A 16,786-nucleotide genomic window follows, 5' to 3' on the forward strand; every position below is an offset into this window, starting at 1 on the left:
ATTTACGGTATCTCTTTGTACGTAGAAGTTGTTCATAATTCTTTCTTATCAGACTAACAAGCTCATTACCTGCTTTGCGTATCTTATCAGAAAGAGCCACAACTTTAAGTACAACAGAATAAGGCATATCGGTCTCAACTACCAAAATATGCCTGTCAGAAAGTTTATGATATTTTTTCAGAATTTTGTTGTATTCTTTGTCAATCATGGCTTTTCTACTCCTCAATATACTTAATTACTGTAGCTTCGCTGATATGCCCTACTGTAGATACAAAATATCCTCTTGACCATATTTGCATAGAACTGTTTTAGTTTTGGATATACCTTAAATAATTCAATAGCGCTTATACTTTTTAGTGTCCTGACAACATCGCAAGGTGCAACCGTTTGTGGGACATCTACAAAGATATGTATATGGTCAGGCATTACTTTAAGTGCCTTAATATGATAATTATAATCATCGCAGATTTTCTGTAATATCTGTTTTAATCTATCCTCTACATCCCCTTTTAGTACCGAAAATCTGAATTTCGGACACCAGATGATATGATACTGTATCAGATATTTACAATGCGAAGCACTATGATATTGTTCCTCGCTCATTATTTTCTCCTAACTGATATTTTTCCTGAATACCTCTACGCATTAGATCAAGAAATGTAATAGTTTTACCTTCCTCAACAGAATAGATACATGCAAGGTTTTCAAGTTCCTTTTTCCACTCGGATGGGATGAAAACATTGATTTGTACGTTATCATTTTTAGGTCGTGCCATTAGTGCCATTTGCTTTCTATGTTTTGTTTATACATATATTATATGCTATTGTCAAGTAAAGAGAAGCCGCTTTCATCCCACACGCAAACATGTGGGTTTTCGCCGCAAATTTATACCAAATCTCATAACGCAAAAAAACTAATCGAAATCCTTTTCAAATTTCGATTAGTTTTTTTAGTAATATTTAGGCTTTTGCTAATTCTTCTTGTAATAATTTGTTGACTATACCTGGGTTAGCTTTACCTTTTGTTTGTTTCATAATTTGACCAACTAAGAAGCCAACTGCACGGTCTTTACCGTTTTTGAAGTCTTCGATAGATTGTTGGTTATTTGCTAATATATCTTTAATAATCGGTAATAAGACTGCTGGATCACTTAATTGAACCATACCATGTTTTTCAACAATAGCTTTTGCAGAACCACCTTCATCAGCTAATAATAAGAATACTTTCTTACCTAATTTAGAACTGATTGTGCCATCAGCAATTAAATTAATCATTTCAGCTAAGTTTTCTGGTGTTAAGTTTAAGTCATGTAATTCTAATTTTTTGCTGTTTAAGTGAGCTGATATATCACCCATTAACCAGTTTGAAGCTGCTTTTGGATCAGCACCTGCCGCAACTGTTGCATCAAAGAAGTCAGACATTTCTTTAGATAATGTTAATACCATTGCATCATAATCTGGTAAGTCATATTCTTTTGTATAACGCGCACGACGGACTTCTGGCATTTCAGGAATTGATTGGCGTACTTCTTCAACCCATTCATCAGAAATCACTAAATTAGGAAGATCTGGTTCTGGGAAGTAACGGTAATCACTTGCTCCTTCTTTAACACGCATTAAGATTGTGCCTTTATTCGCTTCATCAAAACGACGAGTCTCTTGTTGGATAATACCACCATTACGTAAGATATTCGCTTGACGTACTTCTTCAAAACCAATCCCTTTACGAACATTATTAAATGAGTTTAAGTTTTTCAATTCTGTTTTAACACCAAATTCTTCTTGTCCATAAGGGCGAATAGAAATATTAGCATCACAACGCATTGAACCTTCTTCCATTTTAACATCAGATACGCCTGTAAACATGATTTTTTGACGTAAAGCTTCTAAGTAAGCATAAGCTTCTTCTGGAGAACGCATATCTGCTTCAGAAACGATTTCAATTAATGGAGTTCCTTGACGATTTAAGTCAACATACGAGAAGCCATCTTCACCGTGAGTATTTTTACCGGCATCTTCTTCTAAGTGAACACGTTCGATACGGATACGTTTTGTTTCACCTTTAACTTCGATATCGATATAGCCATCATAACCAATTGGGTAATCAAATTGTGAGATTTGATATGCTTTTGGATTGTCTGGGTAAAAATAGTTTTTACGGTCAAATTTCGTTTCTTGATTGATTTTACAGTTTAATGCTAAAGCAGCGCGCATACCAAATTCTACGGCACGTTTATTTAATACTGGTAATACTCCTGGATAACCCCAGTCAATAACATTGGTGTTCGTATTTGGGTCTGAACCAAAATGAGCTGGTGAAGGAGAGAAAATTTTTGATTCTGTTTTTAATTCTACGTGGACTTCTAATCCGATTACTGTTTCAAAATTCATCTATCTTATCTCCTTTCTATAATGTTGGGCGTTGCAAATGATAGTTATTTGCTTGCTCGAAAGCATACGCCGCTTGATAGATTGTTTGTTCTTGGAAGTAATTTCCGATTAATTGGATTCCGATTGGTAAACCTTCAGATGAGAATCCAGCAGGTACTGAAATACCTGGCAAACCTGCTAAGTTAACAGGCACAGTTAATAAATCTGACATATACATGCTAATTGGATCATCGTTTTTCTCACCTAATCCAAATGCTGTTGAGGTTGTTACTGGAGCTAAGATTAAATCATAATCAGCAAATACTTTTGCGAAGTCTTGTTTGATTAATGTACGTACTTGACCAGCTTTTTTAAAGTATGCGTCATAATAACCAGAACTTAATGAGAATGTTCCTAACATAATACGACGTTTCACTTCCATACCAAATCCTTCAGAACGACTATTTACGAATAACTCTTCTAATGTTTCAGCATTTTCTGTGCGGTGACCATAACGAATACCATCGAAACGTTGTAAGTTTGATGATGCTTCTGATGAGGCAATAATATAATAAGCTGGGATACCAAATTTAGAGTGAGGTAAGCTAACTTCTTCCACGATTGCGCCCATTTGACGATATTGTTCAGCTGCTTTTAAGACTGCTTTTTGAACTTCTTCATCAACACCTTCACCAAAGTATTCTTTTGGTAAACCAATCTTCATACCTTTAATATCACCCGTTAAACCTTGGTGATAAGCTGGAACTGGTTTGTTAACACTTGTTGAATCATGAGTGTCATAACCTGAGATGGCTTCTAATACTAAAGCGTTATCTTTAACATTACGTGTAAATGGTCCAATTTGATCTAAACTTGATGCAAAGGCAATTAATCCATAACGAGAGACACGTCCGTAAGTTGGTTTCATACCTACTACACCAGTAAATGATGCTGGTTGACGAATACTACCACCTGTATCTGATCCAAGTGATGCTAATAATTCACCTGAAGCAACAGCTGCTGCTGAACCACCTGATGAACCACCAGGAACTTTTGTTAAATCCCATGGGTTTTTAGTCTTTTTGTAGTATGAAGTTTCTGTAGAACCACCCATCGCAAATTCGTCCATATTTAATTTACCAATATTAACGGCACCTTCTGCTTTAAGTTTTTCCATAACAGTTGCATCATAAATTGGATTAAATCCTTCTAACATACGGCTAGCTGCAGTAGTTGTTAAGTCTTTAGTCACGATATTGTCTTTAATACCAATTGGTAAGCCTTGTAATGATACGATTTCGCTATAACCTTTTTCATCAGCGGCTTTTGCTTGTTGTAAGGCTTCTTCTTCATTTAATGTTAAGAATGCTTCAACTTTTCCATCAATTGCATTAATTGTTTTAAAAGTATCTTTTACCAATTCTTCAGAAGTGAATTCTTTGGCACGTAAGCCATCATGTAATTCGACTAATGTTTTATTTTCAAATAAACTCACGCTTCACCCTCCTCATCTGATCCAAGCATTGCTGGCACTTGAATAAATCCATCTTTTTCTGTTTTTACATTACGCATTAATAAATCACGTTCAGTTCCTTTTTCAGGAATATCTTCACGGTACACATTCACAATTTCAAAGCCATGTGTTGTAATTGGAACATCTGTTGTTTCTACAGCATTTAATTGTTCCACCATGTCGATAATATCACTCATTTGTTCGGTAAAGTGCATAATTTCATCATCAGCAAACGCTAATTTTGATAATTTTGCAACATGACGAACTTCTTTTTCTTGAATTGCCACTTTTATTTCCTCACTTTCAATCAATTATTTATTACTAATCAAATACATGATAGCTAAAGTTACCTTCATTAACGTCTTGTAGTAAAAAGGCTTCAACACCATTAACTGACATAATACGTACTTCTACGTTAATTTTTTTCGGTAAATATTTATTCGCCACATCTGTTACATGTTGGGCAAAAGCAATGATCTCAGATTCACCATAGAATTGAGTCATAATTGTTACGACCATTTTATCTGGAACATCATCCGTATAATGAATCTTAGCTGTTACACCAGATAGATTTGGGAAAAAGTTCTGTACTTGACTCTTAAAGTTTTCAAACGAACTTGATTCCTCAGTAGGGTCTCCTTTAATTAATGGTAAAATAACGATTTTTTCATTTAATTTCGACCAATTTTTAACTTCAGTCCCCTCTACAGAAGTTGCTTCCGTTAAGAACACACCTCCGCCGATATTATCCTCACGCTCTTGTTTAAAGATACCAAAAACAATAGGAACATTTTTCAAGCCATCATTTTGACGTAATCTTGTTAAAATGACATTGGCCATCTCTTTTCCTTTTTGAATCAATACATCATCAGGAATAGTTGCTGGAATGCCAGCTGCATCAGTTACTAAGGGATTGACACTATTCATTGCTAAACCAATACTGATACCACCTAATTCATAATTATTTTCAGTTTGAATCATATAGTCCTGTTCTAAGACTTGCGCTAAATACATTGGTTCATATTTAGCGGGGTCTGTTTCACCATTAGTTGCTGGATTTAACCCATCTGGATTGTCTTCACTATAACGATTTATCCATTCATACACCGTTGCACTTTCAATTACTTGTCCTTCACGGAAGAAATATTGATCCGTTGGGAAAACTTTTTTTGAAATAGCTAATAAACCTGTTTCAAAATTGCGTAAATTATAACCAGAATTCAAGCTTAAAGTTGCTCCACGTGATTGGCTTGGTAAGTATTTCCCATCAGTAATTAATGCGCGATAAAAATCATTTGATAATTGGTTGGTTGTTGACTTAACAGTATCGTTACCATTATCGGATTGCGGTTGATTAGGTGTTACTTCTGATAACTCTTCTAAGCCAACACAACCTGAAGTTAGAAAACTCACTGCTAAAAAGATAGCAAATAATTTATTTTTTTTCATTATCTTTCCGCTCCTTCTAACGCTTGTAATAATTGTTCTTCAGACCAGACTTCAATAGCAAGTTGTTCAGCTTTAGCTAATTTGCTTCCTGCAGCTTTACCAGCAATAACTAAATCTGTTTTCTTGGAAACTGACCCGGTTACTTTAGCTCCTTTTTCTTCCAAGATATTTTTTAATTCTGGACGTGAAAAATGTTCTAATGAGCCAGTTAGTACCACTGTTTTTCCTAACCATGGTGAGTCTATTACTGTTGTTGGTACAACTCCTAAATACGTCATATTAACCCCTGCATTTTTTAATTCTTGCATCATTTCTTGAACAGAATCCATGGCAAAATAAGTTAATACACTATCAGCAATTGTCTCACCTAAGCCGTCAATTACTAATAATTCTTCTTTTGTCGCATGCATTAAATGATCTAAATCACCGAATGTTTGAGCTAACAGTTTAGCCGCTTTACTCCCAACATGATGAATTCCCAAGCCGGTTAATAAGCGCTCTAATGAATTTGTTTTACTATTAGTAATCGCAGTTAAAATCTTTTCGGCTGATTTTTCTTTTACTTTATCTAAGGTCAATAAATCTTCCATTGTTAATTGATATAAATCCGCTACATCATGAATTAATTCCTTTTCAAATAGCTGGTCAATTAATCTAACCCCCACACCACTCATATTCATCGCATTACGTGATACAAAATGGGCTAATCCTTCTTTTAAAAGAGCTGAACATTTTGGATTGATACAACGCAGAGCTACTTCATCTTCTAAATGGACTAACTTTTCACCACAATTAGGACAATGAGTTGGAATCTCTAATGGCGTTGAGTCTTGTGGACGTTTTTCTAATACCACACGGGTTACTTCTGGAATAATATCACCAGCTTTATGGACCACAACTGTATCATTCAAACGAATATCACGTTGTTTAATTAAGTCAACATTATGCAAACTCGCACGACTAACACTTGTACCTGCTAATTGGACGCTATCCATAATCGCAGTTGGTGTTACGACACCAGTACGACCAACAGTCCATTCAACCTCATGTACAATGGTTGTTGCTTCTTCGGCTGGGAATTTGTAAGCAATGGCCCATCTTGGAGCTTTGACTGTATAGCCAATCTCTTGTTGTTGGGCTAGACTATTGACTTTAATAACAATGCCATCGATATCATATGGTAGGTTTGCACGATTTTGACTAATCTCCTCAATAAATGACCATATCTCATCTATTGTATCACATTTTCTGCATAGTGAATTGGTTACAAAACCTAATTTTTTAAAACTTTTTAATAATTCTTCTTGCGAGTTAGCCTCTAATCCTTCTGTTGTAGCACTACTATATAAAAATACAGCTAGATTTCTTTTGGCTGCTACTTTAGGATCTAATTGACGTAAACTTCCCGCCGCTGCATTACGTGGATTCGCAAAGACATCTAATCCTTCTGCCTCACGCTCTTCATTTAATTTAAGAAAGGCTTCTTTTGGCATATAACATTCACCACGAATTTCATTAGAAATTGCTTTTGGTAATTGTAATGGAATGGATTTAATGGTGCGAATATTTTGCGTAATATCTTCGCCAATTGTCCCGTCTCCACGAGTAGCTCCCAGCACTAAACGACCTTCTTCATAACGCAAAGAAACGGATAAGCCATCAATTTTTAATTCGCACATATATTGGACCGGCTCTTGCGTTAATTTACGTACACGTTGATCAAAAGATAGTAAGTCTTCTTTATTGAAGGCATTCGACAAGCTATATAAAGGAACTTGGTGCGTTACCTTTTGAAATCCTTCACTCACTTTATCCCCCACACGTTGAGTCGGCGATACTTGAGTAATTAATGTTGGAAATTGTTTTTCTAATTGTTCTAATTCTCGATACAGTTGATCATATTCGCTATCAGTTATACTTGGAGCATCCTTAATGTAATACTCATAACTGTACTGATTTAATTGTTGGCGCAATTCTGCTACCCTAACTTTTGCGCTATCTAGCGATACAGATTCAGTCATTACTGATTCTCCTTTTCTTATACCTTTGTGATTGGGGCAAAGCTTGCTAATAAGCGTTTAATCCCCACATTTGGAAAGGCGATATCAACTTCTTGATTTTGACCTGTTCCCGTAATTTTAACGATTGTTCCAACACCCCAAATTTTGTGTTGAGCTTTTTCGCCAACTTGCCAACTTGTTGCACTTGTAGTTGGTTTTTGACCAATTGAACGAGTTGGTTTGATGACTGATTGAACTGTGCGTGGTTTTTGAGTGGCTGATTTTTTTGTTGATTGATAGCCATTACTTGATATAGAGCCAACCCCCTTGCTTGTTACAGTTGTTTGGCCAGATTCTGAATAAAAACTACTTGAAAAGCGATTATTAACCGCATTCCCTAAACCTTCTTGATCTAATAACTCTTCATCCATTTCATCAATAAAGCGAGAAGGACGATTACTTTGAGTACGACCATATAACATACGACTATATGCATTTGTTAGGAATAATTTTTGTTCAGCACGTGTCACCCCTACATAAGCTAAACGGCGCTCTTCTTCCACATCGTCTCCTTCTTGAATAGCACGAATTGAAGGGAAAATACCATCTTCCATCCCCACCATAAAGACAACTGGGAATTCCAATCCCTTAGCCGCATGCAAAGTCATTAAGGTTACTTGCGCTAATTCTTCTTCCTCTTCTTTATCTAAATCAGTTACTAAGGCTAAATCTGTTAAGAATTGACTTAATGGTGACTCTTCTAAACTAGTATCCAAACGATCTTTTTCAAATTGTTTTGCTACTGAAATAAACTCCCGAATATTATCAATACGGGCATCAGCTTCCATCGTACGTTGTTGCTCTAATGATTCAATATAACCAGTCTTTTCAATATAGGTTTCGACTAATTCTGTTAATGACATCTCTTTTGTCAGTAAATCTTGCATCTCAGTCATCATTTCGCCAAATTCAGCAATTGATTTCCCTGCTTTACCACGAATTCCTAATAAAGTGCTTTGTTTAGCTGCTTCTAATAAAGATAAATCATGCATCATCGCAAAAGCATCAATTTTTTCAACACTTGTCGGTCCAACGCCACGTTTTGGTACATTAATCACTCGTCTAAAACTTAAGTCATCTGATGGGTTCAATAATAAACGTAAATATGCTAGAACATCTTTAATCTCCATACGGTCAAAGAAGCGCTGTCCGCCAACCATTTTAAATGGAATATTGGCTTTTAAGAAGCTATCCTCAATAGTTCGTGATTGCGCATTTGTACGGTATAATACCGCAAAATCATTATAAGAATAATCTTTATCAAACATTAATTGTTGAATCTGCTGAATAATATAGTGGCCTTCATCTTTTTCTGATTGCGCACGATAATAAGTAATCTTTTCACCTGATTGATTATCGGTCCATAAGGCTTTTTTCTTACGTTTTTGATTATTTTCAATCACTTGGTTAGCCGCTTGTAAAATCGTTTTCGTTGAACGATAATTTTGTTCTAATAAGACAACTTTCGCATTAGGATAATCATGTTCAAAGTTTAAGATATTTTCCATATTAGCTCCACGCCAACCATAAATACTTTGGTCTGCATCTCCTACAACGCAAATATTTTGATGTCCACTTGCTAAGAGATTAACTAATTTATATTGTGCTTCATTCGTATCTTGGTACTCATCAACGTGAATATATTGGAATTTATTTTGATAATATTCTAATACATCTGGATTATTTTCTAATAACAAGACCGTCTGCATAATTAAATCATCAAAGTCCATTGTCATGCTTTGTTTTAATTCATCTTGATAAGCATGGTAACACTTCGCTACAATTTGATCGATATAAGAAGTGTGTTCCATTTCAAATTGTTTTGGTGTTAATAAATCATTTTTTGCTTGACTAATTTTCCCTAAAATCATGCGATAATTAAATTTTTCGCTATCAATATTCAATCGTTTTAAAATACGTTTCATAGCAGCTTGTTGTTCACTCGGATCGCAAATGGTAAATGATTTGGCATATCCTATTCTTTCAGCATCACGACGTAACATACGCACACACATCGAGTGGAATGTTGATACCCACATATCTTGTGCTTCCAGTCCGACTAAAGCTTCAACACGCTCTTTCATTTCTTTTGCTGCTTTATTAGTAAATGTAATTGCTAGAATATTCCAAGGTCTAGTCTTTTGTTGTTCTAATAAATAGGCCATACGATGCGTTAATACTCGCGTCTTCCCACTACCAGCACCTGCCATAATTAATAATGGACCATCTGTACACACTACTGCTTCTTGTTGCTTGGGGTTCATCCCCTCTAATAAATTTGGAATACTCACTACTAACTTCCTTTCATTTTTATCTATCTCTATCTATGTTCATTATAGAATAAATCACATGTTTCAATTTCGTTCATTAAATCAATATGCGATTCTCCTGTTAAACGCAATATACCAATGACTTCTTCCTCGTATTGTGAGGTATTAGTATAATATTCAAAATCCCATTCTGGCTTAATTAAATTTAATAAGTTCATTTTACCTAACATATAAGGATATATCGGTATCATTAGCATTTCTTGATCAATTTTTTGTAATGAAATTGGTAAACCAGTTGCAGTTTTTACCAATAATTGATTCATTGATAGACCTAATTGTCTTTGGTTAAAATCATGTTGTACTACTGGTTGCATAGTTACTTTTTCCACATAAAAAATACCATTACTTGCTAATATCACTTGTACCGTCACAATCCCAACTCCTGATAAAGAGTCCATAATTTGATAGGCAATACGCTTTAATTCGATTGTCCATTTTGGATTCATTCCCTTTGAAACAATTGAAAATTGCAGACGATTACCAATATAGACATCTTCCGTAATCGGAAATACATCTACTTGTCCATCAAAATCTCGGACTACACTAATCGTAAAATGACGCTTTACTGGTACAATTGCTTTTATCATACAAGGAGCCGCTTTTATCATATCATATACTGCTGGTTCTAAATCATTATCCAATAAAGTCATTGGTGGATAATGCATTTCTCTTTTTTTATTTTCTTCTAAAATAGCTGGAAAACCAATACTTTCAATCGCTGAAGGTAATTCATCAATTGTTGATACTAAACTATAAGGAGCTACGTTAATTTGTAAATTCTCCAAGAATAATTTTTCAACGATTAAATTTTGTGAAATTTCAGCTAATTCAAATGATTGAAAATATTGCGTTTTACTGCTCATTAAATATCGTAATTCAATTTCAATATAGGGCGTCGCAATAAATAAAGCATCAACACGTTCGCAAAAATCTAGCAAAGCAACTTTATCTTGATATTCACCAATAAATTCTTGATCTGCTTGTTTAAAACGCCCTAATTCATGATTATGATAACAATACATATCATATCCATATTGCTTACCAGCTAAAATCATTGTTTGAATACGCATGGTATCACCGACAATTCCTATAATTTTTCCTGGAATAACTTGGCTCACTTACTTCAACTCCTTTATCTTTTATTCATCAATTGCGATATCTTCTGGCAATTGGTCATATTGATATAATTGATATTCTTCAATTAATATGATTAATTTATCGCTATACGTTGGATCAGTCGCATAACCAGCCTGTTGTAATGCAGTGGCAGCCTGTTTATAATCCTTAGCAGTAATGACATCTTGGTATAAATGATTATTCCAATTAACACCATTAACCATTAATAAGGCGTGATCAACAACTGATTCCCGCCAACTATTATAAGCTCTAAAATCAGCATCAATGGTCATCCACTGTCCATTTTCAAATTCTTTTGTCTGCATATTAGCTTTAGGAGCATTGCCGTAAGCTTTTACCCCATATAAATTATAATACTTTTGCGCTAATTCTGACCTTCCCCAATCAGACTCTAAAATAGCTTGCGACAGACTAATACTTGGCAAAACACCATAATCACGATATACATCTTGCACCACTGGGACTAAACGATTAATAAAATCACGTTTAGCCAACTCTTCTTGCGATAATTCATGATGATTAAATAATACATCTGAACTCACCATAAAAATAGCACCCACCGATGCCACACTTAATAAGCTAACAATCGCTAACTGCTTTAAAGTCATTGCTAATCGAATTTTTGTTTTTCGCTTAGTCATTAGTTGCACCTTCCTATAAAATAATCTGATTTTGCTATCTCTTAATTTTACCACAAGTAGGGGCTTATCGCTTTAATTTTTACTTTTTCTTTGTAGGATTTTTTTCATACGCAAAAAAAGAGAGGGCTATTACTTGCAAAGTTACTCTTAGAAAAATATAATGAATAAAACTCATAGAAAGGGTGAAATAAATGTCACTAAAAACCCGTTTCATTCGCTTAATTAATACACCTGCTAGTCAATTATCTGGTAATGATTGGTTTCTAAAAAATAAATTAACACAATTCACCAAATATTTTTGGGCAATTGCTATTACGAGCTTTATTCTATTAGCTTATTCGATTAATGTGAGCTTTTATATTTATTTCTTTTATTTTGCAATTGTTGTAGCAATCATCTCAAGAATCGTTGAATTTATTCTCTATCATGACGCAAAAAAGCAAAAAGATAACTGATTAAATTTCAGTTTCTTTTTGCCTTTTTATTTAATTTAAATCCACAACGAAATACTCCAATACAGTGAAGCAATTATCAACGCCACTGCTAAAACTTTAATCCTCATAGTATCTGTTTCACTATTGTTATTTTTCAAAATAAAGATACATAAGATAATAATTAAAATCGCTGGGATGGTTAATAAGACTTTAATAGCGGTTGGACTCATCTTCATCACTCTCTTTTCTACTGAACTTGTCCTTCCTCTCTATTTTATAAAGAATCAGCTTTGTATGCAATAGTTCTTTGTGATGATTCTTTTGGAGCTTTTTCTTTCCATCTGGTGCGGTTATCGGTATACTAATAGAGTTAATTTACACAATCAGGAGGAATATATGAATCAATTTGATGTTATTGTTGTCGGTGGAGGTACTAGTGGTTTAATGGCTAGTGTTACAGCCGCGCAAGAAGGTAGTAAAGTACTACTTTTAGAAAAAAATCCAACTCTAGGTAAAAAAATGTTACTAACAGGTGGTACACGTTGTAATGTCACTAATATTCGTTCAAGTGACGAAATTATTAAACATATTCCAGGAAATGGACGCTTTTTATATGGCGCATTTTCTCGTTATGATAATCATGATATTATCGACTTTTTCGAAAGCCGTGGCGTAAAGTTAAAAGAAGAAGACCACGGACGTTTATTCCCAACAACCGACTCCGCAAAGACTATTTTAAATACCTTTATCGAAGAAATCAAAAAGCAAAAAGTTGAGGTGAGAACCAATCAAAGTGTCGCAAAATTATTAATAGAAGATGGCGCTGTGGTTGGTGTCTTAACAGCTGAAGGCGAAGAAATACGTGCTTATTCTGTTATATTAGCAACTGGCGGAAAGTCTTATCCAGCAACTGGCTCAACAGGTGACGGCTATCGTATGGCAAAACAAGTCAAACACACCATCACCCCCTTATTTGCTACAGAAGTCCCACTAACAAGTGATGAAGACTTTATAAAAAACAAAATATTACGTGCATTATCTTTACGTGATGTCGCTTTAAGTGTCTTAAATAAAAAAGGTAAAGCCGTTGTCACTCATCAAATGGATATGATTTTCACTCACTTTGGTATTTCAGGCCCTGCCGTTTTACGATGTTCAAGCTTCGTTCACACCATTCAAGAGCGTGAAGGTACTAAAGACGTAACCATGAAATTAAATGTCGTCCCTAATGAATCCGCTAAATCACTAGCTCATATGTGGCGCAATTGGTTACAAACAGCACCACAAAAATCAGTTAAAACTCATCTAAAAACTTTAGTACCTGAACGTTATGCAGAATTCTTACTGGTAAAAGCTGGCATTGATGCTACAATGAGTTTGAATCAATTAAACGAACCGCAAACTAAAAAAATATTAGATTTACTACAAAACTTTACCTTTACCGTGAATGGTACCCTAGCAATTGAAAAAGGCTTTGTAACAGGTGGCGGTGTACAATTAAAAGAAATCGACCCAAAAACTATGGCTTCTAAACAAGCAGCAGGCTTATTTTTCTGCGGTGAATTATTAGATATTCACGGCTATACAGGTGGATATAATATTACCGCAGCCTTTGTAACCGGTCATACAGCAGGTGTTAATGCAGCAGAATATGCAAGTTATTTTAATTATTAATAATTAGTAGTTGTACTTTTTTACAAATCCAACTATTATAATGATGAAAATATAATAAAGGAGCCTTTTTATGTCAGCCAACAAACCGCATCCCTTAAAAATAGGTTTGCGCACAACTAAAACTGCCCTATCGGTAAGTATTTGCGTCTTATTATTCCAATTACTTGATCGTGGCTCACCGATGCTTGCTTCATTATCAGCGGTATTTAGTTTACGTAGCGATCATGAACAAACTTGGAAATTTGCCAGATCTCGTTTTATTGGGAATTTATTTGGTGGGATTGTCGCCATTAGTATCCTAACGATTAAAGATTATTTATCATTAGGCGATTGGAGTAATGTCTTTTGGGCGCCACTTGCGATTATTATCTTAATATTATTTTGTAATCAATTTAATAAAACTGGCGTGATTAATTCCACTGCCACTTTTTTAGTTGTTTATTTTAATATTGAAGATCAATCGAATGCCATTTATGCCGTTCAACGTGTTTTAGATACGGTGATTGGAGCTAGTATTGCAATCGGGGTCAATTATGCCCTACCAAATCCGCATTTAAAAGATAAAGAATAATAATGATTGGCTCATCTATTTTGATAGGTGGGCTTTTTGTTTGCTGAAAAATCAATCCAAGATAGCTGACGTATAAACTCTATAATTTTTTATAAATACTTTATAAATTTCATAGATTTATCTCCTTCTTCATAGAATCTCGTTTTGCTAGCGCTACTCCGATTTGATATGATTCTCCAAAGGCTTAAATTCGACATCGTCAATGCCTACATATTAGCTCAATCTTTTTCTTTGATTTTTTAAGCTAATTTATAGTTTGCTAAATTAAAACTTGCATTTTTATCTCTATCCATAACAAGATTACACTTATCATTAATACATACATAAGTTCTATCTTTTAATTTCAAGTCTTTTTTAATAGTATTACAACACGAACACATCTTGCTAGATGGATAAAATCTATCTGCTTTTACAAATTCAATCTTATTCCATTCACATTTATGTTCTAAAATAGTTATAAACTTATTAAAACATTGTTCAGCAATTAATCTAGATAAATGCTTATTTTTCATCATTCCCGTAACATTTAAATCTTCGACAACTATTCTACTAGGCTTGGTTTTCACGATAGTATTTGTTGTCTGATGAATATGATTCATTCTAATATCTACAATTCTTTTATGAACAAGTTTAATTTTCCTTTCAAGTTTTATGATATTTTTAGTCTTAACTACTCTTTCTCCTTTTTCAAAAGTTTTACCTTTTTTTTGCATATTATATTTCCTTGAAAGTTTCCTTTGTAGTCTTTTCAGCTTCTTATTTAATCTTCTAATTTCTTTTGATTTATTAATATTTTTAAAAGGTTTATCTATGTTAGAAACTATCGCTAAGTTTTTAATTCCTAAGTCTATTCCTATGCTTTCACCCGTAAGTTCTGGTGCTTGATTATTTTCACATTCAAACGCAACTGTTAAATACCAAAACTTACCATTGTGTTTTATCCTAGGATTCAAAACTTTAATCTTATCTTTTTTATAATTTCCAACTGGCAACCGTCCTTCATCTTTCATTTTTACATATCCTATTTTTTCTAATTTGATATGTTTATCTTTCACGATAATTTTATTATTCAAATGATAAAACGATACCTTACATTTACCTTTCTTCTTAAATTCAGGATATTTACTTTCTCCATTAAAAAAATTTTTAAAAGCTGTTCCTAAATCTTTAAGCGCTTGTTGTGGTATATCAGAAGACACTTCTTTTAACCATGGATATTCATCTGATTTTCTTAATTTGGTAAAGTCTTTTCTAAGCTCCTCAATAGATAAAGATTTTTTATTTTCTTCATAGTAATCATTTAGATATCCTAAACCCCAATTATAAGAAAACCTAGCTACACCAGCACTTTTCCACATTAACTCTTCTTGCTTTTTAGTTAGATATAATTTTACCTTTATGGCTCTAATCATTCTTCTTCAACTCCTTAATTATCTTTTTAGTCTGATTAGCTTTCTCCTTTGCAATCTACATCCAAATAACCTTATCTTTCTTTATAACGTTTTTAAGTTATATTCACTAAAGAATTATAAATCTGGCAACACTCCTCACCTACCATTATAGCGAATATATGTTCGCATTCAAGTGAAAGCACTTATTTTTCGCAATAAAAAAAGCACCCACTCGAGCTAGTTTATCAAGCTAGCTTTTGCGGGTGATTAAAGTGTTATTTATCGAAATATTGTAAAAACTCACAAGTATATAAGTTCGGTCAGTTACCTAACCTAGATATTCGGTACATGCACTAACAGCTTTTATTGTAGAACCTTTGTTATTGAATACTTATGGTTTAACCTTATATTCATCCTTACGTTGTTTTGTAGTGTAAGGCTTTACCCATTACCTGCAATTAAATCTGTATAGGACACAGATTTAATTGCAGGTAATAATTTTTTCACTTTTTATAAAGTTTTATAAACTATTTGTTACAGTTTGGTGAAAAATGGTTTAGAATAATAAGTGATAAAAGAAATTCAAGGAGGTTTTTATATGAAAAAAGCAGCAGTAATTTTTGCGAATGGTTGTGAAGAAGTAGAAGCTCTAACAGTAGTCGATGTCTTGCGTCGTGCAGAAATACAATGTGATATGTTAGGTTTAGGTAATACAACAATTACCGGTGCCCATCATATTATCTTTACTTGTGATGGCGTGGTTGATGAAGCTTTATTAGATTATGATCTAGTCGCTTTCCCTGGTGGTATGGGTGGATCATACGCTTTACGTGATGATCAAGATTTAGCAAAATTAATGGTCAAACGTCACCAAAACCAACAATGGAATGCCGCCATGTGCGCAGCGCCAATCGCCTTTGCTCGCTATGGTATTTTAGATAATGCTAAGTATACAATTTATCCTGGAATGGAAGAAGATTTAGTATCTGAAGTGAAAAATGGTGAATTTAAAGAAGATTTAGTCGTGGTTGATGACGAACAAAAAATCATTACCAGCCGTGGACCTGCTACGGCATTAGCTTATAGTTTTGCAATTGGTGAAGCTATGGGTTCTGATATGACTCACTTAAAACAAGGGATGTTATATGATTTATTAGCAGAAAAAATCTAACTATTCCTATTTAGAAAATGATAAAACCCCAACTAGCGCGCGTGGC

16 protein-coding genes and 1 pseudogene are annotated in these 16,786 nt (G+C 34.1%); 4 read left to right on the plus strand and 13 right to left on the minus strand.

The window, feature by feature from the left end:
• From BMX09_RS06250 to BMX09_RS06300, 11 genes and pseudogenes are all read right to left on the minus strand, one after another.
• Positions 1 to 208, minus strand: a 208-nt coding sequence (locus BMX09_RS06250; protein WP_218138928.1) for a hypothetical protein, incomplete at its 3' end; no start/stop codon positions are given.
• Positions 209 to 215: 7 nt separating this feature from the next.
• Positions 216 to 603 (minus strand): annotated as a pseudogene (gene tnpA, locus BMX09_RS10465) (IS200/IS605 family transposase).
• Positions 581 to 784: a hypothetical protein gene (locus BMX09_RS06260; RefSeq protein ID WP_218138930.1), complete on the minus strand. Its 204-nt coding sequence runs from the start codon at positions 782 to 784 to the stop codon at positions 581 to 583. Before BMX09_RS06260 ends, tnpA begins: the two are co-directional and overlap by 23 nt.
• A gap of 175 nt (positions 785 to 959) precedes the next feature.
• Entirely contained in the window at positions 960 to 2,390 is a 1,431-nt protein-coding gene (gatB, locus tag BMX09_RS06265; protein ID WP_089746862.1) for an Asp-tRNA(Asn)/Glu-tRNA(Gln) amidotransferase subunit GatB, read from the minus strand.
• A gap of 16 nt (positions 2,391 to 2,406) precedes the next feature.
• Positions 2,407 to 3,864, minus strand: a complete 1,458-nt coding sequence (gatA, locus tag BMX09_RS06270) for an Asp-tRNA(Asn)/Glu-tRNA(Gln) amidotransferase subunit GatA (protein WP_089746865.1) — start codon at positions 3,862 to 3,864, stop codon at positions 2,407 to 2,409.
• Positions 3,861 to 4,169 (minus strand): Asp-tRNA(Asn)/Glu-tRNA(Gln) amidotransferase subunit GatC, encoded by a 309-nt coding sequence (gene gatC / locus BMX09_RS06275; protein ID WP_089746867.1) that lies wholly within the window; start codon positions 4,167 to 4,169, stop codon positions 3,861 to 3,863. The genes gatA and gatC overlap by 4 nt, the downstream gene beginning before the upstream one ends.
• Positions 4,170 to 4,203: 34 nt before the next feature.
• The gene (locus tag BMX09_RS06280; RefSeq protein ID WP_089746869.1) at positions 4,204 to 5,331 is read right to left on the minus strand and encodes a CamS family sex pheromone protein; all 1,128 of its coding nucleotides are present in this window, start codon (positions 5,329 to 5,331) and stop codon (positions 4,204 to 4,206) included.
• On the minus strand, positions 5,331 to 7,352 hold the full coding sequence (gene ligA / locus BMX09_RS06285; protein ID WP_089746871.1) for an NAD-dependent DNA ligase LigA: 2,022 nt from the start codon (positions 7,350 to 7,352) through the stop codon (positions 5,331 to 5,333). The genes BMX09_RS06280 and ligA overlap by 1 nt, the downstream gene beginning before the upstream one ends.
• Positions 7,353 to 7,369: 17 nt before the next feature.
• The gene (gene pcrA / locus BMX09_RS06290) at positions 7,370 to 9,655 is read right to left on the minus strand and encodes a DNA helicase PcrA (protein WP_089746919.1); all 2,286 of its coding nucleotides are present in this window, start codon (positions 9,653 to 9,655) and stop codon (positions 7,370 to 7,372) included.
• Between the two features lie 56 nt (positions 9,656 to 9,711).
• Positions 9,712 to 10,839 carry an ATP-grasp domain-containing protein gene (locus tag BMX09_RS06295; RefSeq protein WP_089746873.1) on the minus strand — a complete coding sequence of 376 codons (1,128 nt, stop codon included), beginning with the start codon at positions 10,837 to 10,839 and terminating at the stop codon, positions 9,712 to 9,714.
• Between the two features lie 21 nt (positions 10,840 to 10,860).
• On the minus strand, positions 10,861 to 11,499 hold the full coding sequence (locus BMX09_RS06300; protein WP_089746874.1) for a glycoside hydrolase family 73 protein: 639 nt from the start codon (positions 11,497 to 11,499) through the stop codon (positions 10,861 to 10,863).
• Between the two features lie 191 nt (positions 11,500 to 11,690).
• On the opposite strand from BMX09_RS06300, the gene BMX09_RS06305 reads away from it, so the two are divergent.
• Positions 11,691 to 11,954, plus strand: a complete 264-nt coding sequence (locus BMX09_RS06305; protein WP_089746876.1) for a hypothetical protein — start codon at positions 11,691 to 11,693, stop codon at positions 11,952 to 11,954.
• 35 nt (positions 11,955 to 11,989) lie between these two features.
• Here BMX09_RS06305 and BMX09_RS06310 read toward each other — a convergent pair whose 3' ends face one another.
• Positions 11,990 to 12,169: a hypothetical protein gene (locus BMX09_RS06310; protein ID WP_089746878.1), complete on the minus strand. Its 180-nt coding sequence runs from the start codon at positions 12,167 to 12,169 to the stop codon at positions 11,990 to 11,992.
• A gap of 160 nt (positions 12,170 to 12,329) precedes the next feature.
• Here BMX09_RS06310 and BMX09_RS06315 point away from each other — a divergent pair, with 160 nt between their 5' ends.
• Positions 12,330 to 13,607, plus strand: coding sequence for a BaiN/RdsA family NAD(P)/FAD-dependent oxidoreductase (locus BMX09_RS06315; protein ID WP_089746879.1), 1,278 nt, complete (start codon positions 12,330 to 12,332; stop codon positions 13,605 to 13,607).
• 70 nt (positions 13,608 to 13,677) lie between these two features.
• Entirely contained in the window at positions 13,678 to 14,178 is a 501-nt protein-coding gene (locus BMX09_RS06320) for an FUSC family protein (protein WP_089746881.1), read from the plus strand.
• Positions 14,179 to 14,417: 239 nt separating this feature from the next.
• On the opposite strand, the gene BMX09_RS06325 is transcribed toward BMX09_RS06320, so the two are convergent.
• A complete protein-coding gene (locus tag BMX09_RS06325; RefSeq protein WP_089746883.1) occupies positions 14,418 to 15,590 on the minus strand; it encodes an RNA-guided endonuclease InsQ/TnpB family protein in 1,173 nt (390 codons plus the stop codon).
• A 577-nt stretch (positions 15,591 to 16,167) separates the two neighbouring features.
• Here BMX09_RS06325 and BMX09_RS06330 point away from each other — a divergent pair.
• Positions 16,168 to 16,740 carry a DJ-1 family glyoxalase III gene (locus BMX09_RS06330; protein WP_089746884.1) on the plus strand — a complete coding sequence of 191 codons (573 nt, stop codon included), beginning with the start codon at positions 16,168 to 16,170 and terminating at the stop codon, positions 16,738 to 16,740.
• Positions 16,741 to 16,786 lie beyond the last annotated feature (46 nt).

The sequence above is a fragment of the Granulicatella balaenopterae genome (assembly GCF_900111135.1).
Classification (GTDB): Bacteria; Bacillota; Bacilli; order Lactobacillales; family Aerococcaceae; genus Granulicatella; species Granulicatella balaenopterae.

Bases quoted from the DNA above. Each gene is read 5' to 3' on its own strand.
- BMX09_RS06315 (WP_089746879.1), top strand. From the start codon at position 12,330: ATGAATCAATTTGATGTTATTGTTGTCGGTGGAGGTACTAGTGGTTTA.
- pcrA (WP_089746919.1), bottom strand. From the start codon at position 9,655: ATGAACCCCAAGCAACAAGAAGCAGTAGTGTGTACAGATGGTCCATTA.
- gatB (WP_089746862.1), bottom strand. From the start codon at position 2,390: ATGAATTTTGAAACAGTAATCGGATTAGAAGTCCACGTAGAATTAAAA.
- BMX09_RS06280 (WP_089746869.1), bottom strand. From the start codon at position 5,331: ATGAAAAAAAATAAATTATTTGCTATCTTTTTAGCAGTGAGTTTTCTA.
- BMX09_RS06260 (WP_218138930.1), bottom strand. From the start codon at position 784: ATGGCACTAATGGCACGACCTAAAAATGATAACGTACAAATCAATGTT.
- BMX09_RS06330 (WP_089746884.1), top strand. From the start codon at position 16,168: ATGAAAAAAGCAGCAGTAATTTTTGCGAATGGTTGTGAAGAAGTAGAA.
- BMX09_RS06305 (WP_089746876.1), top strand. From the start codon at position 11,691: ATGTCACTAAAAACCCGTTTCATTCGCTTAATTAATACACCTGCTAGT.
- BMX09_RS06320 (WP_089746881.1), top strand. From the start codon at position 13,678: ATGTCAGCCAACAAACCGCATCCCTTAAAAATAGGTTTGCGCACAACT.
- BMX09_RS06310 (WP_089746878.1), bottom strand. From the start codon at position 12,169: ATGAAGATGAGTCCAACCGCTATTAAAGTCTTATTAACCATCCCAGCG.
- BMX09_RS06325 (WP_089746883.1), bottom strand. From the start codon at position 15,590: ATGATTAGAGCCATAAAGGTAAAATTATATCTAACTAAAAAGCAAGAA.
- ligA (WP_089746871.1), bottom strand. From the start codon at position 7,352: ATGACTGAATCTGTATCGCTAGATAGCGCAAAAGTTAGGGTAGCAGAA.
- BMX09_RS06300 (WP_089746874.1), bottom strand. From the start codon at position 11,499: ATGACTAAGCGAAAAACAAAAATTCGATTAGCAATGACTTTAAAGCAG.